The organism is Rhodosalinus sp. K401 (genome assembly GCF_041365735.1).
Classification (GTDB): Bacteria; Pseudomonadota; Alphaproteobacteria; order Rhodobacterales; family Rhodobacteraceae; genus Rhodosalinus.
In genome coordinates this window covers 251,022-277,026 of sequence record NZ_JBGFSI010000001.1, presented here as the reverse complement: position 1 = coordinate 277,026, position 26,005 = coordinate 251,022, and the positions used below count along the sequence as shown (strand labels likewise).

General features: G+C 68.5%; 24 protein-coding genes and 1 tRNA gene. 13 read left to right on the top strand and 12 right to left on the bottom strand.

Going from position 1 to position 26,005, the window contains the following annotated elements; genetic code table 11:
- Positions 1 to 36: 36 nt before the first annotated feature.
- The 4 genes from AB6A66_RS01355 to AB6A66_RS01340 all read right to left on the bottom strand — a co-directional run bounded on the left by AB6A66_RS01355 (position 37) and on the right by AB6A66_RS01340 (position 4,371).
- The gene (locus AB6A66_RS01355) at positions 37 to 900 is read right to left on the bottom strand and encodes an NAD-dependent epimerase/dehydratase family protein (protein ID WP_371054472.1); all 864 of its coding nucleotides are present in this window, start codon (positions 898 to 900) and stop codon (positions 37 to 39) included.
- The gene (locus AB6A66_RS01350) at positions 897 to 1,724 is read right to left on the bottom strand and encodes a glycosyltransferase (RefSeq protein WP_371037814.1); all 828 of its coding nucleotides are present in this window, start codon (positions 1,722 to 1,724) and stop codon (positions 897 to 899) included. Before AB6A66_RS01350 ends, AB6A66_RS01355 begins: the two co-directional genes overlap by 4 nt.
- The gene (locus AB6A66_RS01345) at positions 1,721 to 2,941 is read right to left on the bottom strand and encodes an NAD-dependent epimerase/dehydratase family protein (protein WP_371054471.1); all 1,221 of its coding nucleotides are present in this window, start codon (positions 2,939 to 2,941) and stop codon (positions 1,721 to 1,723) included. Before AB6A66_RS01345 ends, AB6A66_RS01350 begins: the two co-directional genes overlap by 4 nt.
- 233 nt (positions 2,942 to 3,174) lie before the next feature.
- A complete protein-coding gene (locus AB6A66_RS01340; protein ID WP_371054470.1) occupies positions 3,175 to 4,371 on the bottom strand; it encodes a sugar-transfer associated ATP-grasp domain-containing protein in 1,197 nt (398 codons plus the stop codon).
- Between the two features lie 311 nt (positions 4,372 to 4,682).
- Between AB6A66_RS01340 and lon the strand changes: the two genes are divergently transcribed.
- Entirely contained in the window at positions 4,683 to 7,088 is a 2,406-nt protein-coding gene (lon, locus tag AB6A66_RS01335) for an endopeptidase La (RefSeq protein WP_371037811.1), read from the top strand.
- Between the two features lie 127 nt (positions 7,089 to 7,215).
- Here lon and AB6A66_RS01330 read toward each other — a convergent pair whose 3' ends face one another.
- Positions 7,216 to 7,449, bottom strand: coding sequence for a hypothetical protein (locus tag AB6A66_RS01330; protein WP_371054469.1), 234 nt, complete (start codon positions 7,447 to 7,449; stop codon positions 7,216 to 7,218).
- Positions 7,450 to 7,725: 276 nt separating this feature from the next.
- Between AB6A66_RS01330 and AB6A66_RS01325 the strand changes: the two genes are divergently transcribed.
- The 12 genes from AB6A66_RS01325 (at position 7,726) to AB6A66_RS01270 (ending at position 18,015) form a co-directional block, all read left to right on the top strand.
- Positions 7,726 to 8,205 (top strand): HU family DNA-binding protein, encoded by a 480-nt coding sequence (locus AB6A66_RS01325; RefSeq protein WP_371037809.1) that lies wholly within the window; start codon positions 7,726 to 7,728, stop codon positions 8,203 to 8,205.
- Positions 8,206 to 8,343: 138 nt separating this feature from the next.
- Positions 8,344 to 8,418: transfer RNA gene (locus AB6A66_RS01320), tRNA-Val, on the top strand.
- 647 nt (positions 8,419 to 9,065) lie between these two features.
- Positions 9,066 to 10,244, top strand: coding sequence for an ABC transporter substrate-binding protein (locus AB6A66_RS01315; protein WP_371037808.1), 1,179 nt, complete (start codon positions 9,066 to 9,068; stop codon positions 10,242 to 10,244).
- A 78-nt stretch (positions 10,245 to 10,322) separates the two neighbouring features.
- Positions 10,323 to 11,246, top strand: a complete 924-nt coding sequence (locus AB6A66_RS01310; protein ID WP_371037807.1) for a branched-chain amino acid ABC transporter permease — start codon at positions 10,323 to 10,325, stop codon at positions 11,244 to 11,246.
- Position 11,247: 1 nt separating this feature from the next.
- Positions 11,248 to 12,279: a branched-chain amino acid ABC transporter permease gene (locus tag AB6A66_RS01305; protein ID WP_371037806.1), complete on the top strand. Its 1,032-nt coding sequence runs from the start codon at positions 11,248 to 11,250 to the stop codon at positions 12,277 to 12,279.
- Between the two features lie 4 nt (positions 12,280 to 12,283).
- Positions 12,284 to 13,030: an ABC transporter ATP-binding protein gene (locus AB6A66_RS01300; protein ID WP_371054468.1), complete on the top strand. Its 747-nt coding sequence runs from the start codon at positions 12,284 to 12,286 to the stop codon at positions 13,028 to 13,030.
- A gap of 4 nt (positions 13,031 to 13,034) precedes the next feature.
- Complete coding sequence (locus AB6A66_RS01295) at positions 13,035 to 13,736, top strand: ABC transporter ATP-binding protein (RefSeq protein WP_371054467.1); 702 nt, start codon at positions 13,035 to 13,037, stop codon at positions 13,734 to 13,736.
- 140 nt (positions 13,737 to 13,876) lie between these two features.
- Positions 13,877 to 14,452: a diaminobutyrate acetyltransferase gene (gene ectA / locus AB6A66_RS01290; protein WP_371054466.1), complete on the top strand. Its 576-nt coding sequence runs from the start codon at positions 13,877 to 13,879 to the stop codon at positions 14,450 to 14,452.
- Positions 14,442 to 15,716 carry a diaminobutyrate--2-oxoglutarate transaminase gene (gene ectB, locus AB6A66_RS01285; protein WP_371054465.1) on the top strand — a complete coding sequence of 425 codons (1,275 nt, stop codon included), beginning with the start codon at positions 14,442 to 14,444 and terminating at the stop codon, positions 15,714 to 15,716. Before ectA ends, ectB begins: the two co-directional genes overlap by 11 nt.
- A gap of 4 nt (positions 15,717 to 15,720) precedes the next feature.
- Positions 15,721 to 16,104, top strand: coding sequence for an ectoine synthase (locus AB6A66_RS01280; RefSeq protein ID WP_371037801.1), 384 nt, complete (start codon positions 15,721 to 15,723; stop codon positions 16,102 to 16,104).
- 15 nt (positions 16,105 to 16,119) lie between these two features.
- The gene (locus AB6A66_RS01275) at positions 16,120 to 17,529 is read left to right on the top strand and encodes an aspartate kinase (RefSeq protein WP_371054464.1); all 1,410 of its coding nucleotides are present in this window, start codon (positions 16,120 to 16,122) and stop codon (positions 17,527 to 17,529) included.
- Between the two features lie 249 nt (positions 17,530 to 17,778).
- Positions 17,779 to 18,015, top strand: coding sequence for a hypothetical protein (locus AB6A66_RS01270; RefSeq protein ID WP_371037799.1), 237 nt, complete (start codon positions 17,779 to 17,781; stop codon positions 18,013 to 18,015).
- Between the two features lie 39 nt (positions 18,016 to 18,054).
- Here the strand turns inward: AB6A66_RS01270 and AB6A66_RS01265 are convergent, their stop codons facing one another.
- The 7 genes from AB6A66_RS01265 to AB6A66_RS01235 form a co-directional block, all read right to left on the bottom strand.
- On the bottom strand, positions 18,055 to 19,281 hold the full coding sequence (locus tag AB6A66_RS01265; RefSeq protein ID WP_371054463.1) for a threonine synthase: 1,227 nt from the start codon (positions 19,279 to 19,281) through the stop codon (positions 18,055 to 18,057).
- Between the two features lie 63 nt (positions 19,282 to 19,344).
- Positions 19,345 to 20,106 (bottom strand): sulfite exporter TauE/SafE family protein, encoded by a 762-nt coding sequence (locus tag AB6A66_RS01260; protein ID WP_371054462.1) that lies wholly within the window; start codon positions 20,104 to 20,106, stop codon positions 19,345 to 19,347.
- The gene (locus AB6A66_RS01255) at positions 20,099 to 21,247 is read right to left on the bottom strand and encodes a mandelate racemase/muconate lactonizing enzyme family protein (RefSeq protein WP_371054461.1); all 1,149 of its coding nucleotides are present in this window, start codon (positions 21,245 to 21,247) and stop codon (positions 20,099 to 20,101) included. Before AB6A66_RS01255 ends, AB6A66_RS01260 begins: the two co-directional genes overlap by 8 nt.
- Positions 21,244 to 22,842 carry a thiamine pyrophosphate-binding protein gene (locus AB6A66_RS01250; RefSeq protein ID WP_371054460.1) on the bottom strand — a complete coding sequence of 533 codons (1,599 nt, stop codon included), beginning with the start codon at positions 22,840 to 22,842 and terminating at the stop codon, positions 21,244 to 21,246. Before AB6A66_RS01250 ends, AB6A66_RS01255 begins: the two co-directional genes overlap by 4 nt.
- 40 nt (positions 22,843 to 22,882) lie before the next feature.
- Complete coding sequence (locus tag AB6A66_RS01245) at positions 22,883 to 24,442, bottom strand: tripartite tricarboxylate transporter permease (RefSeq protein WP_371054459.1); 1,560 nt, start codon at positions 24,440 to 24,442, stop codon at positions 22,883 to 22,885.
- Positions 24,439 to 24,918 carry a tripartite tricarboxylate transporter TctB family protein gene (locus tag AB6A66_RS01240; RefSeq protein ID WP_371037793.1) on the bottom strand — a complete coding sequence of 160 codons (480 nt, stop codon included), beginning with the start codon at positions 24,916 to 24,918 and terminating at the stop codon, positions 24,439 to 24,441. Before AB6A66_RS01240 ends, AB6A66_RS01245 begins: the two co-directional genes overlap by 4 nt.
- A gap of 73 nt (positions 24,919 to 24,991) precedes the next feature.
- Positions 24,992 to 25,975: a tripartite tricarboxylate transporter substrate binding protein gene (locus tag AB6A66_RS01235; protein ID WP_371054458.1), complete on the bottom strand. Its 984-nt coding sequence runs from the start codon at positions 25,973 to 25,975 to the stop codon at positions 24,992 to 24,994.
- Positions 25,976 to 26,005: the final 30 nt, after the last annotated feature.

Sequence of the window (26,005 nt, the reverse complement as noted above, 5' to 3'; positions counted from 1 at the left end):
ACCGCTTGCGCGCCGCCTTGGATGCGGCGCGGTCGATCACAACATCGCGGGCAGCGCCGCTTGCAGACCCGCCCATCCCCCCGGCCGCCAGCCGAGCGCGCGCAGCCTGTCAGTGCGCATCTCGCTCACCGCGGTGTCGCTGGGCGCGGGTGGCGGGTGGCGGCAGCCGGTGAGCCGGGCGACCTCGGCGAGCAGATCGTGGCGATCCAGCAGGATGTCCGAGGCGTTGAAGATCCCGTCGCCGAGCCGTGCATCCGGCACGGTCAGAAGCAGCCGAACGGCCGCGGCGAGGTCGGTACCGTGGAGTTCCGTTCCTTTTCGGGAAACGATCTCGTCTCCTGCCAGGTAATTGTCGAAGAGATCGCGCCACTTGTGGCGCTGTCCGGGGCCTGCCGGGCCGTACACGCCGGTGGCGCGCAGCGAGACACCGGAGAGGGGCAGGGCGGCGAGCGCGGCCTCGGCCTCCCGCTTGACCTCGCCGTAAAGCGTGTCGGGCCGGGCAGGCATCTCCTCGCGAAGCGCCGTGCCGGGCGGGTAGTCGCCATAGACCGCGCGGGAGGACAGGAAGACGATCCGCCCGACGCCCGCGGCCCGCGCCGCTTCGAAGAGCCGCCTCGTGCCTTGGGCGTTGCGCCTCAGGAAGCCTTCGGGATCCTCGCCCTCGCCGCCGCGGTAGCGGCCGGGAATGTGGGCGAAGCCCGCATGGACGAGCGCCTCCACACCCTCGAGCCGCGCCTCGGGGCGGTCGAGATCGAAAGGCTGGTGGGCCACCTCGGACGAGAAGAAGCCCGGCGCGGGCGGGCGGCGCGTGAGCACCGTCACCGCGTCGCGCGCGGCAAGCGCCGCCTCGACGATGAAGCGCCCGACGAGCCCGGTGCCGCCGGTGACGGCGAGCCTCATGCAGGGTTCTCGAGGGCTGAAAGATCGGGCGCCTCGCCCCGGGCGTAGGCGTGCCAGAGCTCGATCAGCGGGCGCAGGCGTTCGGCTTTGGCGTGGTCTTCCCACGGCTTTTCGTACTGGAAGTGCAGCACCCGGATGGATGCCCAGTCCCAGAGCCCGGGCAGGTTGAACCAGACATATTGCAGCATGTTGTCGAAGACGGGCAGCCCGTGCCAGTCCGGGAAACAGGCCTGCAGGAAGGTCTGGTCGGTGCGCCGCCAGAACGCGCCCGGCGCGTCGAGCCGCGCGAGCATCGCGTCGAAGGTCGCCTGCGCGGGCCGCGCGGTGAAGACGCCGGAGTTCATGCGGTGAAAATCGCCGAGGCTTTCGTAGACGTTGGGGGCCGCGCAGAACTCGGGATAGTCGAAGAGCCGGTCGATATCGCGCAGCACCAGCGTGTCGGCATCGAGGAACACGACGCGCGCGTAGTCGAGCTGCCAGAGCCGGAGCTTGGCGAAATTGTCGAGCGGCGTGTGGAAGGCGGGCTTCTCGCCCTTCGTGAAGGGGGCGAGCCCGTGCAGCCGGTCGCGCGCGTGGGCGGCGTTGAAGGCGTCGGAGGTGGGCAGCAGGTCCGTGGCCACCAGCCGCGCGCCGCGGTCGCGGAGCGGCGCGAGCGCCGCCTCCTCCACGCCGCCAGTGTGCAGCACCACGCGGTCCGCCGCGGTTCCCGTCAGCGCGAGAGAGTGCAGAAGCGCCGCCGCGCCGCGCGCGAAATCGGCATTGGTGACCAGCGTCACGAAGGCACGATCGGAGCTGGCCGGCCGCTCCGGGCTAAGGCCGCTCACGAGACGGACTTGAGCGCCTTGCCTTCCGGGTCGCGCTCCACCCGCTGCGCGATGTCCTTGGTCCAGGCCGACACCGCCGGCACGCGCGAGCGGTCGATGCGGTGGGCGTATTTCCTGGCCACCTCGACCACCTCCTCGAGCAGACCTTCGGCGAGCGTCGTGGGGTCGAGGCCGAGGGCCAGGAACTGCTCGTTCCTGACCACGAGCTCGTTCTCGTCGGCCTCCTTGCGCGGGTTGGGCAGGTAGGCGATGCGCGCGCCGGTGAGCTTCGCCACGAGCGCCGCGAGGTCGCGCACGCGGTGCGTCTCGGTCATCTGGTTGAAGATCTTCACCCGCTCGCCCGCCTTCGGCGCGTCCGCCAGCGCCAGCTCGATGCAGCGCACGGAGTCCTGGATGTGGATGAAGGCGCGGGTCTGCCCGCCTGTGCCGTGCACCGTCAGCGGGTGGTCGATCGCGGCCTGGATCAGGAAGCGGTTGAGCACCGTGCCGTAATCGCCGTCGTAGTCGAAGCGGTTGATGAGCTGCTCGTGTCGGCGCGTCTGGTCGGTGTGCGTGCCCCACACGATGCCCTGGTGCAGGTCGGTGATCCTGAGCCCGTCATTCTGGGCGTAGAACTGGAAGAGGATCTGATCGAGCGACTTGGTCATGTGATAGACCGAGCCGGGCCGCGTCGGGTAGAGGATCTCGAGCCCCTTCGTCTCGCCTTCGAGGTTCTCGATCTCCACGTCGAGGTAGCCTTCGGGGATCGCCGCGCCCACGCTGGAATAGCCGTAGACGCCCATGGTGCCCAGGTGCACGAGATGGGCGTCGACGCCCGCCTCGACCATCGCGGCCAGCAGGTTGTGGGTGGCGCTGACGTTGTTGTTGACGGTGTAGACCTTGTGGCGGTCGGTCTTCATCGAGTAGGGCGCCGCGCGCTGCTCGGCGAAGTGCACGATCGCGTCGGGGCGGTAGTCCGTCAGCCACTGGCGCAGCCGCTCGTATTCCTTCGCCAGGTCGAGGAGATGAAACCGGATGGTCTCGCCCGAGACCTCCGTCCAGATGCGGCATCGTTCCTGGATCGAGTCCATCGGCGTCAGCGATTGCACGCCGAGTTCGGTGTCGATCCAGCGGCGCGAGAGGTTGTCGAGGATATGGATCTCGTGACCGAGGTGCGACAGGTGCAGGCAGGTCGGCCAGCCGACGAAGCCGTCCCCTCCCAGAATGGCGATACGCATGGGTCCGGTTCCCCTCCAAGTGGCGTTGCGCGCCCGATAGAAGGTCTTCCCGCGGCGCGCAAGTGACGGTTTGGCGACAATAGAGCCTGCGCGGCAGCGGTGCAATTCCGGCCCTGGCCGACGCGATGCGGCGGGGCGGCCGGCGGTTTTGCGCCACGCCCTGTCGGGATCGCGGCCCGCGCGCGCGATGCGCGGGCGGGGCTGGGCGTGAGCGAGGCGGCCTTCCCGGTCTGTCAGCGTCGGCCGGTGATCCCGCGAAGGAGGCCGCGGCGCTTGGGCGCGAAATCCTGTCCATGGAAGGCGAAGAAGTCACGCACCTCGGGCTGGAGCAGGCCCTTCCCAGTGCCGTTCTGGAGCACGTCGAAACTGCCCGCGTAGTTGAGTTCCACGAGGACCGGCCCGTCGGGCGTGATGGCGATGTCGGTGGACTGGTAGGCAATGCCCCCGAACAGGCGAACCGCGCGCTCATGCAGCTCGCGCACCTGCTGCCAGAAAGGCAGGGCGAGCCCGGTAAGCCCCGGGCGCTCCGGATGATCGGGCAGCGCCGCGACGCGCGGCCCGTCGCGGCCCGCCACGCGCGTCACCTCGCCGGTGTCGACATCGAGCCCGCAGACGAGATTGCCGGGCCGCCAGAAGGCGCAGGCCTCGTTGCCCGCCGTCGCGAGCTTCATGACCGCCATCGGCACGGCGACGTCGCGCCCCATCACGAAGGCGGGCAGCCGGACCGTCGTCAGGCCCGTGCAGAAAGGCGCGAGCGCGGGATGGTTCTTCAGCCGGGTCTGCAACAGGTAGGGCGCATCGCCGAAGACCCGCGAGATGACCTCGTCATAGGCGAGACGGCCGTAACCGGGAACCTCGAGCCCGGATGCGTCCGCGGCGCCCAGCGCGAGCGCGCCCGACCCCACCATGCCGTCGAGTGTCTTGGCGAAGAGGCTTCCGGCCGGCCGCGAGAGGACGACGTCGCGCAGTGCCGCGCCCGTCTCGATCCGGGCCACGCGCCCGTAACTGCGCGCGGACGCTGTGTCGATCACGGCAACGGTCTCGGGCTGTGGAAGCCCGTCGGCCGCGAGCAACTGCGACATCGCGAACTTGTCCTCGGCGGCCGACCACCAGGATTTGCTGTTCACCGCGTGCGCGACGGGCCAGGCTGTGGCGGCGCCGACGAAGCGATCCGCGGCGTCACCGGGGTGCAGGTCGCGATCCCAGAGCTGATAGCGCAGGTAATCGGAGACCTCGATCCCGCGGCCCGATCGCGCGTGGCGCATGATGTCGCGGCCGATGGCCAGCGGCGATTGCCCGCTCAGCTTCGCGGCAAGCGCGATGAGAGCGTTGTTGTTGCCTCCGCTGGCGCTCCCCGCCTCGTAAAGCGCGCGGTCGCGGGTCGTCGCGTCGCTTTCCGGCGGAAGATCGATGGGTGCCGTATGGGTCATGGGACGTGTCCCCGGGGTGATCGGTTGCTGTGGGTGCCAGACTGCCTGGGCGCGAAGCTAGCGGCGAAACATGGCAGCAATTGGGCCGGTGTGCCGTGCGGCGCCGTCGACGCCGTCGCCGTCGCCAAACCCCGGCTCCCCTTGCGCACCGGCGCGCAGGCGGCCATTCTCGTTTTGATCCCGCGCGGGGAGGCGCGCCGTCCCGGTTGAAATTCCGGCGCCGCCCCCCACATTCAGGAACCAGATCGGGGAGGGCCGAAGGCTGCCGCGCAGGCGGGGCAGGGGCCCTCTGCCAAGAACAAGGACCTATCATGCAAGAACCTCTCAACACTTCCTATCCCGTGCTGCCGCTGCGCGACATCGTGGTGTTCCCCCACATGATCGTGCCGCTCTTCGTCGGCCGCGAGAAGTCGGTGCGCGCGCTCGAGGAGGTCATGCAGGACGACAAGCAGATCCTGCTGTCGAGCCAGATCGACCCGTCCGAAGACGACCCGACCTCGGAGGGGATCTACAAGGCCGGCGTGCTCGCCAACGTGCTGCAACTGCTGAAGCTGCCGGACGGCACCGTGAAGGTGCTCGTCGAGGGGCAGGCGCGCGTGCGGATCGTAGAATATCTCGAAAACGAGAATTTCTTCGAGGCGCGGGCGGAATACATGACCGAGATGCCCGGCGACCAGGCCGCGATCCAGGCGCTGCTGCGCACCGTCGCGGACGAGTTCGAGCGCTACGCCAAGATCAAGAAGAACATCCCCGAGGAGGCGCTCGCCGCGGTGGCCGAGACGACGGAACCGGCGAAGCTGGCCGATCTCGTTGCCGGCCATCTGGGCATCGACGTGGCCCAGAAGCAGGAGCTGCTGGAGACGCTGTCGGTCAGCGAGCGGCTGGAGAAGGTCTATGGCCTGATGCAGGGCGAGATGTCGGTCCTGCAGGTCGAGAAGAAGATCAAGACCCGCGTCAAGAGCCAGATGGAGCGCACCCAGCGCGAATACTACCTGAATGAGCAGATGAAGGCCATTCAGAAGGAGCTCGGCGACGGCGAGGACGGCGCGGGCGAAGTCGCGGAACTCGAGGAGCGCATCGAGAACACCAAGCTGTCACGCGAGGCGCGCGAGAAGGCCGAGGCGGAGCTCAAGAAGCTCAAGTCGATGAGCCCGATGAGCGCCGAGGCCACGGTGGTGCGCAACTACCTCGACTGGATGCTGTCGATCCCGTGGGGCAAGAAGTCCCGCGTCAAGAAGGACCTGCACCGCGCGCAGACCATCCTCGACGAGGACCACTACAGCCTCGAGAAGGTCAAGGAACGCATCGTCGAGTATCTGGCCGTGCAGCAGCGCTCGAAAAAGCTCAAGGGGCCGATCATGTGCCTCGTGGGTCCTCCGGGCGTCGGCAAGACGTCGCTGGGCAAGTCGGTGGCCAAGGCCACGGGCCGCGAGTTCATCCGCATCTCGCTGGGCGGCGTGCGCGACGAGAGCGAGATCCGCGGCCACCGCCGGACCTATATCGGCTCCATGCCCGGCAAGATCATCCAGGCGATGAAGAAGGCCAAGACCAACAACCCGCTCATCCTGCTCGACGAGATCGACAAGATGGGTCAGGACTTCCGCGGCGACCCGGCCTCGGCGATGCTGGAGGTGCTCGATCCCGAGCAGAACTCGACCTTCGTCGATCACTACCTCGAGGTGGAGTACGACCTGTCGAACGTGATGTTCATCACGACGGCCAACTCCTACAGCATGCCCGGCCCGCTCCTTGACCGGATGGAGATCATTCCGCTCGCGGGCTACACCGAGGACGAGAAGCTGGAGATCGCCAAGCGCCACCTGCTTGACAAGCAGGTCAAGGACCACGGCCTGAAGAAGGGCGAGTTCGAGGTGACCGATCCGGCGCTTCTGGACATCGTACGCCTTTACACGCGCGAGGCGGGTGTGCGGAACCTCGAGCGCGAGATCGCGAAGCTCGCCCGCAAGGCGGTGACCGAGATCGTGCGCGACGGAAAGACGAAGGTGACCATCACCCAGGAGAACCTTTCGGACTACCTCGGCGTGAAGAAGTACCGCTTCGGCCTGGCCGAGATGGAGGACCAGATCGGCGTCGTGACCGGCCTCGCCTGGACCTCCGTGGGCGGCGATCTGCTGTCGATCGAGGCGTTGCGCCTGCCTGGCAAGGGTCGGATGAAGACCACCGGCACGCTTGGCGACGTGATGAAGGAGTCGATCGACGCGGCCTCGAGCTTCGTGCGCTCCATCGCGCCCGAGATCGGGGTGAAGCCGCCGCGCTTCGAGAAGTGGGATATCCACGTCCACGTGCCCGAGGGCGCCACGCCCAAGGACGGGCCGTCCGCGGGCATCGCGATGGTGACGTCCATCGTGTCGGTGCTCACGCAGATTCCGGTGCGCAAGGACATCGCCATGACCGGCGAGGTCACGCTTCGCGGCAATGTGCTGGCGATCGGCGGGCTGAAGGAAAAACTGCTCGCGGCGCTTCGCGGGGGCATCAAGACGGTGCTGATCCCGGAAGAGAACGAGAAGGACCTCGCCGAGATCCCCGACAACGTGAAGGAGGGGCTGACGATCATCCCCGTCTCGAACGTGAAGGAGGTGCTGAAGCACGCCCTCGTGCGGGAACCCGAACCGGTGGATTGGGACGAGGCGGCCGAGGAAGCGGCCGCGGCGGAAGCCGCGCGCAACGCCGGTACCGCCAGCGCGGTCGCCCACTGACGCGCGACATCTCGCCCGGAACGAGAAGGGCGCCCTCCGGGACGCCCTTTTTTCTTGCTGCAACACCCGCGCCGCATGCCCGGGAGCGGGGCGGGCGGGCCCGGCTGACGCCGGCCCGAGTTCGATGCTACTGGAGGTTTCGTCCTTCAAAAACAGATTCGTTTCCAGCACCGCCGCCACTGGCGCTGGCCGCGATCAGCACGAGCAGCATGGTGGCCGCGATCGCGATCTGGGTGTCGCGGGCGTCCGTCCCGGCCGATTGTGTGGACGTCACCGGTTCCAGCCCTTCCGGCGTGACATGATAGCTGCACCCGGCAAGAAGCGTGGCCGCGCAGATCGTGGCTGTGAGCGCTCGTTTCATGGAATCGTCCCTCGTTCCGTGTCGCGTCTTGGCCCGACGTCGCCGGGCCGACGGGCACATGGATGGCGCATCCTGACGTGACAGGTCAAGCTGTCAGCCCGTGCGATGCGTCGTGGACGCCGGGGGCCTCTCCGTTACCGCCGAAGCCCTTGCGCTGCGCCGGACGAGGGCGCCGGCCGGAACACGCGCGTGGCCTGCACCGCGCATCGCTGCTATGCTTCGTGCCAGTTCCGCGCCGCGAGGGCCGCCGCCAGGGCGGCTGACAGCGACGCGCGGATGGAAAGGCTGAGCGAGGACGCGATGGACAGCAAATCGAACGGGGCCAAGGCCGGGGCGAGTGCCGCGGGCGCGGCACCGAAAGCCACGCGATCGACAACGCGGGCCGCGGCGGTGAAGCCGGCGCGCAGGGCGGCGGCAAGGGCCGAGCCGGCGGCGGAAGCGGAGGCGGAGCCTGCAGGAACGGCGCCTGCACGGCAGGAGGCCGCGCAGGCTCTGCCCGCGCTCAAGAAGGCGGAGCTTCTGGACGCGGTGGTTGTACGCTCGGGCGTGAAGAAGGGGCAGGCCAAGCCGGTCGTCGAGGCGTTGCTCGCCGTGCTGGGCGAAACCGTCGGCGAGGGGCGCGACCTCAACCTGGAGCCGTTCGGCAAGCTGAAGATCAAGCGCAGCGAGACGGGCGCGAACGGGCGCGTCACGGTGGCGCGATTGCGTCAGAAGGACGGGCCGCCCAGGGCGCCAGCCGAAGATCCGGACGGCTGAGCGGGTCGCCCCGCGCCGCGCTGCCCGCGGCGGTCGTGCCGATCGGCCCGCGCGAAACGCCGCGACGGTGTCGCGACCCCTGCTTGGCGAAAACCCCCTTGCACGGACGGTGGTCCGTGGCTAAGAGAGCCGCCCAGAGGGTGATTAGCTCAGTGGTAGAGCGCTTCGTTCACATCGAAGATGTCGGGAGTTCGAATCTCTCATCACCCACCATTCCTCCCGCAACACCCGTGACCGCCGCGACGGGACCCGCCGTCGGCAAAGGCGCGCCCATCCGGCGGGCGCCATCGTCAACCCCGCGCGCACACGTCTCGTGAGCGCGCCGCCTGCCGCGCATCCCGGACCGCCGTCGCTCCCGCTGGCCGTGACGGTGCGCCGCTGCCGGCGGGCCCGGACCTGAAGATCACGCATTTTGCGATGCTTGCGCCGGTTTTCACCGCAAGGGTGGGGAGCGGGGCCGGCGTCGTCGCGCTCGGGGTCCGGCGGTGATTTTCCTCGGCCCCTGGGCGCAAGAAGTTGCATGTGTCAGGGCCTTGCAGCGCAGGGTTGCGCCGCGAGCGCGGGCAGGAAAGAAAATGCATACGAGGTCGCGGGACATGCCGGGAACCCGTCTGCATCCCGCGCGGGCAGGAGTGCATTTCCCTAATCGCCTCAATCTCCTGGCGGGGCTTCATGCGGAATTACGGCCGTCATGTCCGTGCAGCGCCGCCCGCCTTGATCTGATTGCACAATAATGCATTATTGATTTCAGCCTGCGTCCCGGCCCATGCTCGGGCGCCGGGCCGAGACGACCGGCGCGGAACGACAGGACGGGCGGCTATGGGCGGCTTGCCCGGGAAAACACAAAGGGGAGGTCCTTCATGAAACGCACTCTGGCGACGCTGCTCGCGGCGTCCATGCTCTCGTCACCGGCCTGGGCCGAGGACGTGAAGATCGGCTTCGTCACCACCCTCTCCACCGGGGGCGCGGTGATCGGCAACCAGATGAAGAACGCGGTCGATCTCGCGATGGAGCATCTTGGCGGCGAGGCCGGCGGCCACACGCTCGAGGTGATCTTCGGCGACGACCAGTTCGCGCCCGAGGCCGGCAAGCAGGCGACCGACAAGTTGGTGAAGCAGGACGACGTTGACTTCGTCACGGGCTACATCTGGTCGAACGTGCTGCTGGCGTCGCGGAACTCCGTCGTGAACGCCGACAAGTTCCTGATTTCGGCCAATGCGGGCCCGAGCCAGATGGCGGGCGTCCTCTGCCACCCGAACTTCTTCTCCACCTCCTGGCAGAACGACCAGACGCCCATGGCCATGGGCGAGGTGCTGAACCAGCTCGGGGTCCAGTCGCTCTACGTGATGGCGCCCAACTACGCCGCCGGCAACGACATGGTCGCCGGGGTGGAGCGCACCTTCGCCGGCGAGATCGTCGGAAAGGACCTGACCAAGTGGGGCGCGGATGCGCAACTCGACTTCTCGGCCGAACTCGCCAAGGCGCGGACCTCGGGGGCGGAGGCGATCTTCGTCTTCTACCCGGGCCCGGCGGCCGGGGCCTTCGCCCGGCAATACGACCAGCTGGGCCTGGCGGACGAGCTGCCGCTCTACTCGGTGTTCACGGTCGACGCGATCTCGCTGCCGCGGTTGCAGGAGGCGGGCTTCGAGGCGGTCATCGGCTCGCGCACCACGCAGCAGTGGGACCCGACGCTCGACAACGCCGCCAACAAGCGCTTCGTGGACGACTACAAGGCGACATACGGCAACTACCCCTCCTATTACGCGGCGCAATCCTACGACGCGATCATGCTGATCGCCTCGGCGGTCGAGGCCGTCGACGGCGACATGGAGGACAAGGACGCGGTGCGCGAGGCGCTGCGCGCGGCCGAGTTCGACAGCGTCCGCGGAGAGTTCCGCTTCGGCCCGAACCACCTGCCGATCCAGGACTTCTACCTGCGCGAAGTCATCGTGGACGAGGACGGGGTCTGGACCACCAAGGTCGTCCAGACGGTGTTCGAGGACCACCAGGACAGCTACGCCGAACAGTGCAACATGTAAGAGCGGCGCGGCAACGCTGCGCACCGGCCGGGCGGCACGACCGCCCGGCCGGGCCGTGAAACGCGGACGGAGGGGCCCTTGGATATCGCGCTCTTGGTGCTGCAGACCCTGAACGGGCTGCAACTGGGACTTCTGCTGTTCCTCGTCGCGTCGGGGCTGACGCTCGTCTTCGGCATCCTCGACTTCGTGAACCTCGCGCACGGGGCGCTTTACATGCTTGGCGCGTTCGTCTGCGCCTCGCTCACCCTGGCGACGGGAAGCTTCCTGCTGGCGGTCCTGCTTGCCCTGCCGATCACGGGGGCGGCGGGCTACGTGATCGAGCGCGTCGTGGCACGCAACCTCTACCAGCGCGACCATCTCGACCAGGTGCTCGCCACCTTCGGCCTCATCCTAGTGATCGACACCTTGGTGCACATCCTCTGGGGGCCCGAGGGGATGGCCGTGCCGCTGCCCGACATCCTCGAAGGGCAGCTGCGGGTGGGCGAGAACTTCGTGCTGCCCGTCTACCGCCTCGTCATCATCGGCACCGGGCTCGCCGTCGCCGCGGGGCTCTACTGGCTGGTCAACTTCACGCGGCTCGGCATGCTGATCCGGGCTGGCGCCTCGAACCGCCGCATGGTCTCGGCGCTCGGGGTCGACATCAACACGCTCTTCACCTTCGTTTTCGCGCTGGGCGCGATGCTCGCGGGGCTCGCGGGCATGCTGATCGCGCCGATCACGGAGGCGTCCATCGGCATGGGCAACAACATCATCATCACCGCCTTCGTGGTCATCATCGTGGGCGGCATCGGGTCGATGAAGGGCGCCTTCGTCGGCGCGCTGCTCATCGGGCTCATCGACACGCTCGGCCGGTCCTTCCTCGACTCGTTCTTCGAGCTTTTCATGAGCACCGCCGCGGCCGAGACCTCGGCGCCGGCGGTTTCGGCGATGCTCATCTACATCATCATGGCGGCGGTGCTCGCGGTGCGCCCGCAGGGCCTCTTCCCGCCGAAGGTGCGCTGAGATGGCGGGGCTTTCGAGAACCGCGCTCGCCACCATCGTGCTGCTCGGCCTCCTGGCCGTGCTGCCGCCCATCTTCGTCTGGACGGGCAACGCCTTCTACGTGGACCTGGCCACGCGGCTGGTGATCCTCGGCATCGCGGCGACCAGCCTGAACCTCATCCTGGGCTATGGCGGGCTGATCAGCTTCGGTCACGCGGCCTTTCTCGGGATCGGCGCCTACGGGGTGGGCATTCCCGCCTACCACGCGATCTTCGGCGGCTTTCCCGCGGTGGCGAGCTTCAACGGCTTCTTCCAGGTGTTGCTCTCGACCGGGGTCGCGGCGCTCTTCGCGCTGATCACGGGCGCGATCTGCCTGCGCACGAAGGGCGTCTATTTCATCATGATCACCATGGCCTTCGCGCAGATGGTCTATTACTTCTTCGTTTCGCTCTCCACCTACGGCGCCGATGACGGGCTGGTCATCAACATGCGCTCCGAGGTGCCGCTGATCGACCTGAACGCGCCCTTGCAACTCTACTACCTGTGCTTCGCCAGCCTCGTCGCGGCGATGCTGATCGTGCGCACGATCGTGAACTCGCGGTTCGGGATGGTGCTTCAGGGCGCGAAGGGCAACCCCGAGCGCATGGTGTCCATGGGCTACAACATCTTTCGCTACCGGCTGACGGCCTACGTTATCTCGGGCGCGATGGCGGGCTACGCGGGCGCGCTTCTGGGCAACTTCACCACCTTCATCTCGCCCGACATGATGGACTGGACCCGCTCGGGCGAGCTCATGTTCATGGTCATCCTGGGCGGCGCGGCGACGACGCTCGGCCCGGTCATGGGCGCCACGCTCTTCATCGTGCTGGAGGAAGTGCTGCAGATCGTGCTGGACTGGCTCGAACCCGTGGCGGAGCCCGCCTACACGGCGCTGACCGGCCGTGACCTGCAGCTGGAGGTCTACTGGCACCTTCCCTTCGGCATCGTCCTGATCCTCGTGGTGCTGTTCGTGCGGGGCGGCCTCATGGGCCTCATCCGCGGCAGGAGGGACTGAGCCCATGCCCGGCGCGATCCTGAAGGTCGAGGGCCTCAACAAGAGCTTCGGCGGCATCAAGGCCACCGACGACGTGAACCTGAGCGTGGAAGAGAACGAGCTTCACGCGATCATCGGGCCGAACGGGGCGGGCAAGACGACGCTGATCGCGCAGCTCTCCGGCCAGCAAATGCCGGATGCGGGGCGCGTCATCTTCCGCGGCCGAGACATCACCCGCGCGGCGGCGCACCGGCGCGCGCGCCTCGGCATCGCGCGCTCGTTCCAGATCACGAGCCTGGTCATGGACATGTCGGTGCTCGACAACGTGGCACTCGCCGTGCAGGCGCGGCACGGCCATTCCTTTCGTTTCCTGCGGCCGGCGCGCAAGGTGGCGCCGATCCGCGACGCCGCCATGGCGTATCTCGCCGAGGTCGGGCTCGAGGATCGGGCGGAGCGGCCGACGGTGGCCCTCAGCCACGGCGAACACCGGCTGATGGAGATCGCCATCGCGCTCGCCGCCGAGGCGCCGCTTCTGCTTCTCGACGAGCCGATGGCCGGGCTGGGCGCCGAGGAATCCGCGCGGATGGTGGCCTTGCTGAAAGGCCTCAAGGGCTCGCGCACGATCCTGCTCATCGAGCATGACATGGACGCGGTCTTCGCCCTCGCCGACCGCATCAGCGTCCTCGTCTACGGTCATGTCGTGGCCACCGGCGACCCGGTCTCGATCCGCGGCAACGACGCGGTGCGCCATGCGTATCTCGGCGAGGAGTGAGCGCATGCTGACGGTCTCCGAACTCACGGCCCATTACGGCACCTCCCAGGCGCTGTTCGGCATGGATTTCGCCTTCGGCACCGGCGAGGTGGCGACGCTGCTGGGGCGGAACGGGCAGGGCAAGACCACCACGATCCACTCCATCTGCGGGGTAGTGCGGCCCTCGGGCGGCGCGATCCTCTTCGACGGCGAGGAACTCTTGGGCCGGCCGTCCTTCCGCATCGCCAATCTCGGGATCGGCCTCGTGCCCGAGGGGCGGCAGGTCTTTCCCAACCTCACGCTGTGGGAAAACCTCGTGGCCACCGCCTCGAACCATCTCGGGCACGCCGAGCCCTGGACGGTGGAGCGGGTCTTCGACCTCTTTCCCGAACTCGGGGCGCGCAAGGGGTCCATGGGCAACCTGCTGTCGGGCGGCGAGCAGCAGATGCTCGCCATCGGCCGCGCGCTCATGACCAACCCCAGGCTCTTGATCCTCGACGAGGCGACCGAGGGGCTCGCACCGCTGATCCGGCAGAAGATCTGGCACGCGCTGGCCGAGATCAAGCGCCAGGGCCTGTCGATCCTCGTGGTGGACAAGAACCTGAGCGACCTGCTGCGCATCGCCGACCGCAACTTCATCGTGGAGCGCGGGCGCGTGGTCTGGTCGGGCAACTCGGACGCGTTGCGGGCCGACCGCGACACGTTGCACCGCTACCTTGGCGTGTGACGACGGAACCCCCACCGGGGCCCGACGGCGGTTTCGCGCAGATCCCGGCCCCGCCGTGCAATCCCCTTGCCGCGCCGGGCAAAAGATATGACAATGGCGCTGACGACGCCAAGGACACGTCTCTGAGGATTCCAAGCCACATGAACACGCCCCCGAACCGCGCCCCGGTGCTCTCCTTCCGCGCGCCCTCCGCAGAGGACGGCGCGGATGTCTGGGATCTCATCCGGAAAAGCGGCCCGCTGGACGAGAACTCGATGTACTGCAACATCATCCAGTGCGACCATTTCGCCGATACCTGCGTTGTGGCCGAACTCGACGACGAGATCGTCGGCTGGATCTCCGCCTTCATCCCGCCCGACGCGACGGATACGCTTTTCGTCTGGCAGGTCGCCGTGGGCGAGGCCGCACGCGGGCGGGGCGTGGCGAAGAAGATGCTGACGCACCTGCTGGAGCGGGAGGCCTGTTCCGGCGTGACGCAACTCAAGACGACGATCACCGCGGACAACGAGGCAAGCTGGGCGCTCTTCAACAGCTTCGCCGAGAAGATGGACGCCGAACTCGACTACGAGCCGCACTACAAGCGCGACGCGCATTTCGGCGGCCAGCACGCGACCGAATACATGGTGACCATCGGCGACATCGACGCCGACACGGCCAGCGACGACAGCGCCGCGCAAGCGGCCCCCACCGAAAAGGAGGCCCCCCATGCAAACTGACGTCTTCGAGCGGCGCGAGTCGCAGGTCCGCAGCTACTGCCGCAACTTTCCCGTCGTCTTCGCCCGCGCCGAGGGCAGCCACATGTTCGACAGCGACGGGCGGCGCTACATCGATTTCCTCGCGGGATGCTCGACCCTGAATTACGGGCACAACGACCCCGACATGCAGGACGCCCTGATCGAGCATATCAGGGGCGGCGGAATCGCGCACGGCCTCGACATGTACACGGTCGAGAAGGCGCGCTTTCTCGAGGCGTTCGAGGACATCATCCTCAAGCCACGGGGCCTCGACTACAAGGTGATGATGACCGGCCCCACCGGCACCAACGCCGTGGAGGCGGCGATGAAGCTCGCGCGCAAGGTGACGGGGCGGCGCAACATCGTGTCCTTCACGAACGGGTTTCACGGCATGACGATGGGCGCGCTTTCGCTCACCGGCAACGCGGGCAAGCGCGCGGGCGCGGGAAGCGGGCCGCTCTGCGGCGCGACCCACATGCCCTTCGACCGCGCGCTCGGCGCGGATGTGGACACGCTCGCGCATCTCGAGATCATGTTTTCGAACAGCTCTTCGGGCGTGGATGCGCCGGCGGCTTTCATCTTCGAGCCGGTGCAGGGCGAGGGCGGGCTCAACGCGGCCTCGATCGAGTGGATGCAGGGCGTGGCCCGGCTGGCCGGGAAGCTGGGCGCGCTGCTGATCGTGGACGACATCCAGTCGGGCTGCGGGCGCACCGGCACCTACTTCGCCTTCGAGGAGGCCGGGATCGAGCCCGATCTCGTCACGCAGGCGAAATCACTGTCGGGCTTCGGGCTGCCCTTCGCCGCGCTCCTGGTGAAGCCGGAGCATGACATCTGGAAGCCGGCCGAGCACAACGGCACCTTCCGCGGCAACACGCACGCCTTCGTCACGGGCCGTGTAACGCTCGAGAAGTTCTGGAAGGACGACGCCTTCGCCGCCGAGGTCCGCCGCAAGGGCGCGCATCTGCACGAGCGCCTGTCGCGGATCGCGGCCCTGGTGCCGGGCGCGGAGCTGCGCGGGCGCGGCATGATGCAGGGCATCGACGTCGGCACCGGCGACATCGCAGGGCGCATCTGCTCCACGGCGTTCGACAAGGGGCTGATCATCGAGACATCCGGGGCCGACGACGAGGTGGTGAAGTTCCTCGGCCCGCTCACCACGCCCGACGAGGTGCTCGACGAAGGACTCGACATTCTGGAAGCTGCCGTGAAAGGCGTGATGAACGAGAACAAGGAAGCAGCGGAGTAGCCCGATGATCGTAAGAGATTTCAACGAACTGAAAGACAGCGACCGCGCGGTGTCCGATGCGCAGTGGACCAGCGTGCGGATGCTGCTGGCCGATGACGGGATGGGTTTTTCCTTCCACATCACCACGCTCAAGGCGGGCAGCGAGCACACCTTCCACTACAAGCACCATTTCGAGAGCGTCTACTGCATGTCGGGGCGCGGGCGCATCACGGACCTCGCCGCCGGCGAGACCCACGAGATCCGTCCGGGCGTGATGTACGCGCTCGACCAGCACGACAAGCACACGCTCGTCGCCGACGAGGATCTCGTGATGGCCTGCTGCTTCAACCCGCCGGTGACGGGCACCGAGGTCCACCGCGAGGACGGCTCCTACGCGCCGGCCGACTGAGAGACGCGAGAGAGCATGACGACAGGACACACCGTCGAGAAGATCGGCGGAACGACCATCAGCCGGGCGGACGAGCTGATGGACACCCTCTTTCTGAAGTCCGACGGCGACGGCCCCTATGACCGGGTCTTCGTCGTCTCGGCCTTCGGCGGTATCACCGACCTGCTGCTCGAGCACAAGAAATCGGGTGAGCCGGGCGTCTACGGTCACTTCGCCGCCGCCGAGAGCGACCTGCGGTGGAGCGAGGCGCTGGACCGCGCCGCCGCGCGCATGGGCGAAGAACATGCCCGGCTTCTCGATCATGCCGCCGACCGGCAGGAGGCCGACGAATTCCTGCGTGACCGGATCGAGGGGGCGCGGTCCTGCCTTCTGGATCTTCAGCGGCTGACCTCCTACGGGCATTTCCGGCTGAGCGACCAGATGCTGACGATCCGGGAACTCCTCTCGGGGCTTGGCGAGTCGCATTCGGCCAAGGTGGTCACCCTGATGCTGAACCGCCGTGGCGTCGATGCGCGGCTGGTGGATCTGTCCGGCTGGCGCGACGAAAGCCATCCCGACCTGGAGACACGGTTGACGGGCGCGATGAAAGGTGTGGATTTCGCCTGCGAACTGCCCATCGTCACCGGCTACGCCCAGTGCCGCGAGGGGCTGATGCGGGAGTATGACCGGGGCTATTCCGAGGTCACCTTCGCCCATATCGCGGCTCTGACCGGTGCGCGGGAGGCCGTGATCCACAAGGAATTCCACCTGTCGAGCGCCGATCCCAAGCTCGTCGGCGAGGACAAGGTCGTCAAGATCGGCCGGACCGACTACGACGTGGCCGATCAGCTCTCGAATCTCGGCATGGAGGCGGTGCATCCGAACGCCGCCAAGATCCTGCGGCAGGCCGGCATCCCGCTGCGCGTGGCCAACGCCTTCGATCCGGGCGATGCGGGAACGCTCATCCTGGCCGAGGTGGACGCCGATCCGCGTGTCGAGATGGTCACCGGCCTGCCCGTCGCGGCGCTGGCGGTGCACGAACCCGACATGGTCGGGGTGAAGGGGTATGACGCCGCGATCCTAGAGGCGCTGACCCGGTTCGATGTCTGGATCGTCTCGAAGGCCTCGAACGCCAATACCATCACCCACTATGTCGATCCCAACCTGAAGGCCCTGCGCCGCGTGGAAAGCGCGATCGAGAAAGCCTTTCCCAAGGCGGAGATCGATATCCGCAAGGTCGCGCTGATCAGCGCGGTGGGCCGCGATCTGCTGAAGCTCGAGGTGCCCGCCCGGGGCTTGCGGGCGCTCGTGGCGGCCGGGATCGAGGTGCTCGGTGTGCATGCGCTCGCCCGTGGCGTCGATGTCCAGTTCCTCGTTCCCGAGGAGCGGCTGAAAGAGGCCGTCGCCGCGATCCACGAGGCCCTCGTCGAGGCGGGGCAGGGCTAGCCCCGGCCCCTGCGCCGGTACACGCGCCCGCCTTTCCCGCCCGCGCATTTCGCGTGGCGCCGTGCGCCGCGCTCCGTCTCCGCCCGGGGCGCGGACGGGGCGCTCCTCGCAGGCTTCACGTCCGCGCGGCCGGGAGCGCATGACCGCGTCGCCGCGTTGTCTTGCACCAGGCGCATGGCGGCTTTCGCGGACATGGTCTTGCTGCGCTGCAGCGAAGCGGTAAGTTCAGGGCATCGAGAGGATGCCGCAATGAACACCGCAACGACCACCATGACCGCCGCCGCCGCCCCGACGTCCACCCCCCGTGGAACCGGCCCCGCCAACCCGGTCGCAGCCCTGCTGCGCCTTGTCGACGCGCTCGCGGTGGCCTGCCGCCTGAGCCGCGAGGCACGGCTCCTGCAGTTCTCCGACGCGGCGCTGGCAGAGCGCGGGCTCACGCGGGACGAGGTGCGCGAACAACTGATCGCATCGATCCCGCGCGGCTGAGTCACTGTTTGCCTGCCCGTCTCCGGGCAGGCCGTAGGCTCAGGCGAACGCCCCGAAATCGATCGGCGCGTCCTTGTCGAGGCTCTTCTCCACGGCCGGCATCGGGTATTTGAGACCGGTAGCGCAATTCCACAGCACCGCCCGGTCGTCGCGCGAGATCAGCCCTTCGGCAAGCGCCTTCCTGTAGGCGGCGGCGGTCGCCGCACCCTCGGGGCAAAGCAGCAGACCCTCTTTCGCCGCGATCTCGTCGCGCACGCCCATCAGGTCGTCGTCGGCCACCTCCATCGCGAAGCCGCCCGACTCGCGCACGGCCCGGATGATCAGGAAATCGCCCACGGCCACCGGCACGCGGATGCCGGCCGCGACGGTGTGGGCGTCCTGCCAGAGCGGGGCGTGCTCCTCGCCCTCCTTCCACGCCTTGACGATAGGCGCGCAGCCCTCGGCCTGCACGGCGACCATTTTGGGCAGCTTGCCCGTGATCCAGCCCATCTGCTGCAATTCGTGGAACGCCTTCCACATGCCGATCAGCCCGGTGCCGCCACCCGTCGGATAGAAGATGACGTCGGGCAGCTCCCAGCCAAGCTGTTCGGCCAGTTCCAGGCCCATCGTCTTCTTGCCCTCGATCCGGTAGGGCTCCTTGAGGGTGGACACGTCGAACCAGCCGACCTTTTCCTTGCCCTCGCCCACGATCTTTCCGCAATCGTTGATGAGCCCGTTGACCGGATAGGTGTCCGCCCCCTGAAGCTCGATCTCGCGGATGTTGATGTCGGGCGTGTCCGCCGGGCACAGCACGGTCGTGCGGATACCCGCCCTGGCGGCATAGGCGGCCAGCGCTGCACCGGCGTTGCCGTTCGTGGGGATCGCCATGTGGTCGATCCCGAACTCCTTCGCCATCGACACGGCGAGGCAAAGCCCCCGCGCCTTGAAGGATCCCGTCGGAAGGCGCCCCTCGTCCTTGACGAGTACCCGGTCGGGATCCGCGCCGAGCACCGGCGCGCTTTCCCGCAGCGGGATGATCGGCGTCATCACCTCGCCCAGCGAGACGCGGTTTTCGGGCCGCGTGACCGGCAGGAAGCTGGAATAGCGCCAGAGGCCGGGGGCATCGGATCGGGCCAGCGCATCCTTCGAGAGAGCGGTCTTCATGGCGTCGAGGTCGTAGCGGACAAGAAGCGGCCGCCCCGCCTCCGACAGGCCGTGAACCTGCCCCGCCGGGTAGTGCTTGCCCGTGATGGAGCATTCGAGGTGGGTGACGAACGTCTCGGCCATGCGTGATCTTCCTTCTTGTCGTTACGGTCTGGTCGGTCTTGTCGCGGTTCGGCCCGTAAGCCTTCATTCCATGAGCGCCTTGCGCAGAAGGTTGAGCCCGAGCAGCAGGAAAAGTGCAAGAGACACCTTTCGGAACAGGCCGGGCGAAAGATACGCGCGCGTCATCTCGCCCACACGAAAGCCCATGAGCGCGGGCACCACGAGCGCCGCCGAGGCGAGCGCGAGGCCCCCGGTCAACGTGCCGCTCGTGGCGTAGCCCGCGATGAGGGGGAGAGAGCCCAGGCTGATCAGAAGCCCCGAGGCCCGCACGAACTCGTCGCCGGTGCGGTGGCGCGCGGAAAGATAGATCGCGATCGGCGGCGCCCAGATCGCGGTCAGCCCGCCGAGAATGCCGGCGCTCGCGCCGAAGCCGAGTTGCGCGGCCCTGTCGTAGCGGTCCGGCAGCGGCGGCAGGTCGACGGTGAGGTTGACCAGGACGAAAAGCACGAAGGCGATCCCGGTGACGGCGTAAAGAAGCCGGTCCGACGCGCCGGCGGCGAAGAGCGCCATGGCGAAGGCGCCGATCATCATCACCGCGGCGAAGGGCGCGTAGTCGCGCGCCGCGCGCAGGATCTCTCCGGCCCGCCAGATCTGCCAGAAATTCGAGACGATCATCGGAAAGAGAACGAGCGCGATCGCCGTGCGCGGGTCCAGGAAGAGTGTCGTGAGGCCGATGCAGATCGCCGGGAATCCCAGCCCGGTGACCCCCTTGATCGCCCCCGCGAGCAGATAGGTCGCAAGGACAAGCGCCAGCAACCCGGCATTCAGCCCCGCCAGATCAGCCATCGCGGGTCCTCGACAGCTCGAGCGTGAGGTAGCGCCCGATCTCCTCGGGCAGGGCGTCGATGCCGAGCCCGGGCGCATCGGAAAGGTGAAGCCGGCCGTCCCCGAGGATCCCCGCGCCGGGGAACGCCTCGCGAAGCGGGTTCGGGTTCGCGTCGATTTCCAGAAGCCCGTCGCCGCCCGCCGCCGCAAGCAGATGCGCGGAGGCCAGGAGTCCGATCCCGCCGCCCAGGAAATGCGGGCAATAGGTCAGGCCCGCTGCCCCGATCGCGCGCGCCACGGCAAGATTGCCGGACACGCCGCCCCATTTCGCGAGATCGGGTTGCAGGTAGGCGAAGCTGCGCGATGCGATGGCCGCGTCGAAGGCGTCATGCCCGGCGATGTTCTCCCCGCCTGCCAACGGGATCGAGGAGGCGCGGGCGAGGTCCGCCCAGTCGGCGGGGGGCGCATCGGCGGGCAGGGGCTCTTCGAGCCAGCCCAGGCCGATCGCGCGGCCCGCTTCGACGAAGCGCAGCGCCTCGGGGAGCGTCCAGGCCTGGTTCGCGTCCGCGAAAAGGCGCTCGCCTGGGGCGAGGCGAAGCGCGTGCAGCGCCTTGAGGTCGCGGGCCGCGTCGAAGCCCACCTTGACCTTGAAGGCGCGGTAGCCCGCGGCGCGGGCCGTGGCGAGCGCCTCCTGCGCGTCGTGCACCGCGATGCCGCTGGCGTAGGCGGGCACGCTGGCGCCCGCCGACGCGTCGAGCCAGGTCCGCATCGGCTGGCCGGCGGCACGCGCGAAGAGGTCGCTGAGCGCCGTGTCGATGCCCGCGATCACCTGTCGGAACGGGCCCCATTCGCCGCATTGCAGGGCGCGGATGCGGGTTGCGCGCTCCAGCTCGTGAAAGGTCCGGGCCGGATGTTCGACCCTGCGGCCCGGCAGCAGATCGCCCATGTCCTCCATCAGCAGGCGCGCGCGGTGCTCGGCCCCCGCCGCGGGCCAGTTCGCGAAAACCTCGCCCCAGCCGAAGGCCCCGGACGCGGCGGTGATCTTCACGAAGACGGCCGGACGGTCGCGCATCACGCCGAACGAGGTCGCCACGGGCCGCGCCACCGGCACGCGGTAGACCCGCGCCTCGATCCGCTCGATGATCTGGGCGTCGTCGCTCAATGTCCCGGGCCGGCCGGTGCCGGCAGCCCCTCGAGCTCCACGTTGACGCAGGCCGGACCGCCGGAGGCGAGCGCCCGGTCGAGCGCCGCGTCCAGTTCTTCGGGCCGGGTGACGTATTCGCCATGCGCCCCGAGCGCGGCGGCGGCGAGATCGTAGCGTGCGCCGCTGAGGTCACACCCGATCAGCCGGTCCGGGCCGTAGTCGCGAAGCTGGATCTGGTGTTCGGCGTTCCAGACCCGGTCGTTGCCGATCACGGCCACGAAGCGCGCGCCCGCGCGCACCGCCGTCTCGAACTCGGGAAGGTGAAAGCCCGCCGTCCCGTCGCCCATGAGCGCGAAGACCGTGGCGTCCGGACGGGCGAGCGCTGCCGCCACGGCCTGCGGCAGCCCGCCGCCGATCGCGCCCGAGGGCCCGTTGATGACGCGCGCGTCCGCCCATGTCAGGGCCTGCGCCCATTGGCCGAACTCGCCGCCGTCGCAGATCGTCACCGACGCGGGCGCCGCGGAAATCCGGCGTTGCACCGCGTCGCAGAGCAGATCCGGGGTGATCCCCGGCCCGCCCGGCCGCGCCGCGCGCGCGGCCGTCGCCTCCGCCACCCGGTGCCGCCAGGCCTCGCGCGTGTCGCGCAAGCGGTCCCGGGTGAGCGCGTGGGCGGTGGCGCGGGGGTCGGCGTCGAGGGCCAGAGCAAGCCGCGCGCCGAGATTGCGGCTGGCGCGGTCGAGGGCGGCCTGCTCGGCGTCCACGACGACGAAGGGGCAGCCCGGTGCGACGCGATCCTCCGCGCCGAAGGCGAGGGTGAAATCGATCTGCTTGCCGAGCGACACGATCAGGTCGGCCTCGCGCAGCGCGGTGGCAAGATCGCCGAGCGCCGGATCCTTCAGGCCGCGGGGGCTTTCGAGCGGCAGGACCGCGGCCCCCGTCGCGTCTTCGAGGTCGCGCAGCAGCGCGCCGGCCCGGGTGCGGTTCAGCGCGGGTCCGGTCAGGATCGCGGGCCGCTCCGCGGCGGCCAGCCGGTCGCGCAGGTCGTCTAGCGCGTCGTCCGTGGGCGGCGTTCCTGCACTGGCGCCCCCCGGCGCCGTCACCAGCCCCTCGGCCGGGGCGGTCAGGACATCTGCCGCCAGGGCGAGGTGGACGGGTCCGGGCCGCCCGGAGGCCGCGGTTTGCAACGCCGTCATCACCGCCTCGGCCAGGGCCGCGGTGGAGGCGGGGCGCGCGGTGGCCTTGACGAGGGGCGCGGCCACGGCGCACTGGTCGAGTTCCTGGAAGGCGCCGCACCCGTCCTGGTCGAGCGGCGAGTCCCCGGAAAGCAGGAGCACCGGGCTTTCGGAACAGCGCGCGCTGTAGACCGCCCCGGCGGCATTCGCGAAGCCCGGGGCGGCGGTGACCAGGGCGACGCCCACCTCGCCGGTGAGTTGCGCCCAGGCCTCCGCCATGAAGACGCAGGCGTTCTCGTGGCGCGTGTGCACGATCTCTATCCCGGCATCGAGACAGGCGTCGTAGACCGGCATGATCTGGTTGCCCGAAAGGCTGAAGATGCGCCGGATGCCCGCCGCCGCCAGCGTTTCGACAAGAATATCCGCCCCGCGGCGAGCCATGCGCGTCTCCTTCCAGGCCGCCACGCGGGCGGTCTTCTTCTCAGCTTTTCGTGTCCTGGGCGTCCCGGCGCACCGTCGTCTCGTCCTGCGCGCCTGCGCGGACCTCTTCGACCGGCGCCGCGCCGCGGCCTTTCAGCCCGGCCCGCAGGATCGCCACGATGGTTATGATCGTGAGCCCCCAGAAGAACCAGGTGATCGGCCCGCGCGCGAGGATCGTCGCGTCGCCGCCGGACATCAGCATCGATTGGCGGAAATTGTTCTCGAGGAGCGGGCCGAGGATGAAGGCGATCAGGAACGGCGCGGCGGGCACCCCGTAGATCAGCATCAGGTAACCCAGCCAGCCCATCGCGAACATCACGCCCACGTCGAAGATGGAGTTGTTCACCGCATAGCCGCCATAGACGCAAAGCACCAGAACCGCGGGGAAAAGGATGCCGCGCGGTATGTCGGCCACGTAGCGGAAGGCGCGGATCGCGGCCGAGCCCACGGCCAGCAGGATGACCGAACTGACGATCAGCCCCATGAACATGCCGTAGATGATGTCGACGTTCATCACGAACATCATCGGGCCGGGCTGAAGCCCGTGGACCATGAAGGCGCCGATGATGATGGCGGTGATGACGTCCCCCGGCACGCCCAGCGCCAGAAGCGGGATCAGCGTCGCGCCGGCGACACCGTTGTTGCCCGCCTCCGAGGCGGCCACGCCCTCGATCTCGCCCTTGCCGAAATTCGCCTTGTTGGGCGATTTGCGCCGCGCCTCGCTGTAGGACAGGAACGCCGCGGGCGCGGCGCCGATCCCGGGGATGCTGCCCAGGAAGACGCCGATGAAACTGCCGCGCACGATCGTGCGGAAGCTCTTGCGGTACTCGGCGAAGCTGACGCCCTTTCGGCCGAGCGCGCGGGTCTCCCCGTCGCGGGGGCGCGGGTCGCGGGCCATGGTCAGGATCTCGGGGATCGCGAAGAGGCCGATCAGCACGGCGATGAAGTTCAGCCCGCCCATGAGGTTGGGATCGCCGAACGTGAAACGGTTCGTGCCGTAGACGAGATCGAGCCCGATCGTGGCGAAGAGCAGTCCCAGCAGCGCGCTGAAGATGCCCTTGATGAGGCTGTCGCCCGAAACGCCCGCGATGATCGTGAGCGAGAACAGGATCAGCGTGAAGAATTCCGGCGGGCCGAAGTTCAGCGCGAAGGAGGCGAGGAACCCGGCGAACAGGATCAGCGCCAGGTTCGAGATCACGTCGGCCGTGCAGGAGGCGTAGAGCGCCATCGACAGCGCGCGCCCGGCCTCTCCCTTCGCCGCGAGCGGATAGCCGTCGAGCGTCGTCGCGCTCGAGGCGGGTGTGCCGGGCGTCTTGATCAGGATCGCGGGAATGGACCCGCCGAAGATGCCGCCCTTGTAGACGCCGAGAAGCAGCAGGATGCCGATGATCGGCGGCATGGAGAACGTGAAGGGCAGGGTGAGCGCGACGGCCATCGTCGCCGACATGCCCGGGATCGCGCCCGCGAACACACCTATGCAGATGCCGCCCGCCAGCGCGAGAAGGCTTTCGACGTTCGCGACGACCGAAAGGCCCAGGGCCAGGTTGTCGAGCAGGCTCATGGCAGTCTCACGAACAGGCCCTGCGGTACGGCGACGGAGGCGACATGCGCGAAGAACCCGTAAAGCAGGAGCGGAATGCAGACGGCGCAGATCAGCGCGGCCAGGGGGTGGCGTGTGTGCATCACGAAGGCCGAGACCGCGAAGGCCGCCATCGAGGCCCAGACCATGCCCAGAAGCGGCAGCGCCGCGACATACGCCACCATCACGACCGCCATCGCCGCAAGGCGCAGCGCGGCGCCCGGGGGCGCGTCACCGACCTCGACCGGCTGTGCCACCTCGCTGCGCGCCAGCCAGACGAGCGCAAGCCCGCAGGCCATGAGCACGCCGGAGATCGCGTAGGGCCAGAAGGCCGGCGACAGGACGATGCGGGAGACGTTCGTCGGCACGGAAACCCATGTCGGGATTCCGTAAAGCAACAGGACCCCCGACATGAGGACGGCCGCGGCGCCGACCTGGAACTGGACCGATTTTAGCATGGTGAAAGGCCTCGGAACCGGGCGGGACGTGCCGCGCCGGACGGACCGGCGCGGCGTGGGCGGTGGGGCTGCGTCAGCCCTCGATCCGCATTCCAAGCTCGTCTACGAGGTCACGGAAGACCTCGTACTGGCCGCGGATGAAGGCTTCGCCTTCTTCGGGGGACATCAGCTCGATGACCGACCCGCGCGCTTCCATCTGCTCGCGGAACGTCTCGTTCGCGGTCGCCTCGGCAAGCCAGTCACCCCACTTGGCCGCGACCTCGTCCGGCAGTCCGGTGGGGCCGGCGATGCCGGTCCAGCCAACGAGCTGCTCCAGCGCGGGCATCTCGAGATCCGCCGAGGTCGGCGCGTCGAAGCCCGGCACCGGCTCGGCCGTGGTCACCAGAAGGGGCCGCAGCTGTTCGTTCGCCACGAAGCTCGCCAGCGCCGAAGAGTTCGTGCAGATGAAGGTGGCGGTGCCGTTGAGAACCGCGGTGGCCGCCGCGCCGCCGCCGTCGAAGGGCAGGTGCACGGCCGCAGTCAGCGGATCCTCGATGCCGAACTCGCGCAGAACATACGCCCCGGACAGGTGCAGCAGCGAGCCCACGCCCGACGAGCTGTAGCTGACGCGGCCCGGGTTCGCCTCGACCTCGGCGATCAGGTCCTCCATGCTCTGGATGTCCGAGTCCTGACGCACGGCGCAGGCCACGGGGTTGATCTCGTAGACCCCGACGAAGCGGAAATCGTCCAGCGTGTAGGGCAGCGTCGCCTTCATCGCCGGGTTCACGGTGTGCGATCCGACGCGCGCGAAGAGCAGCGTGTAGCCGTCGGGCTGCGCGTTCTGCACGGCGACGGACCCGGTCGCGCCGCCCGCGCCGGTGCGGTTCACCATGACGAGGGGCGAGCCCACGGCCTCGGCCAGCGGCTCGGCGAGGGTGCGGGCGGAAATGTCGGTCGCACCGCCCGGGCCATAGGGGATGACCATGTTCACCGGGCGTTCGGGGTATTCGGCCGTCGCGGCGCCCGCCGCGAGCCCGAGCACGGCTGTGGCAACAGCGGTTTTCACCAGCTTTTTCACGTTAGTCTCCTCCCGTTTTCGAAATTCGGA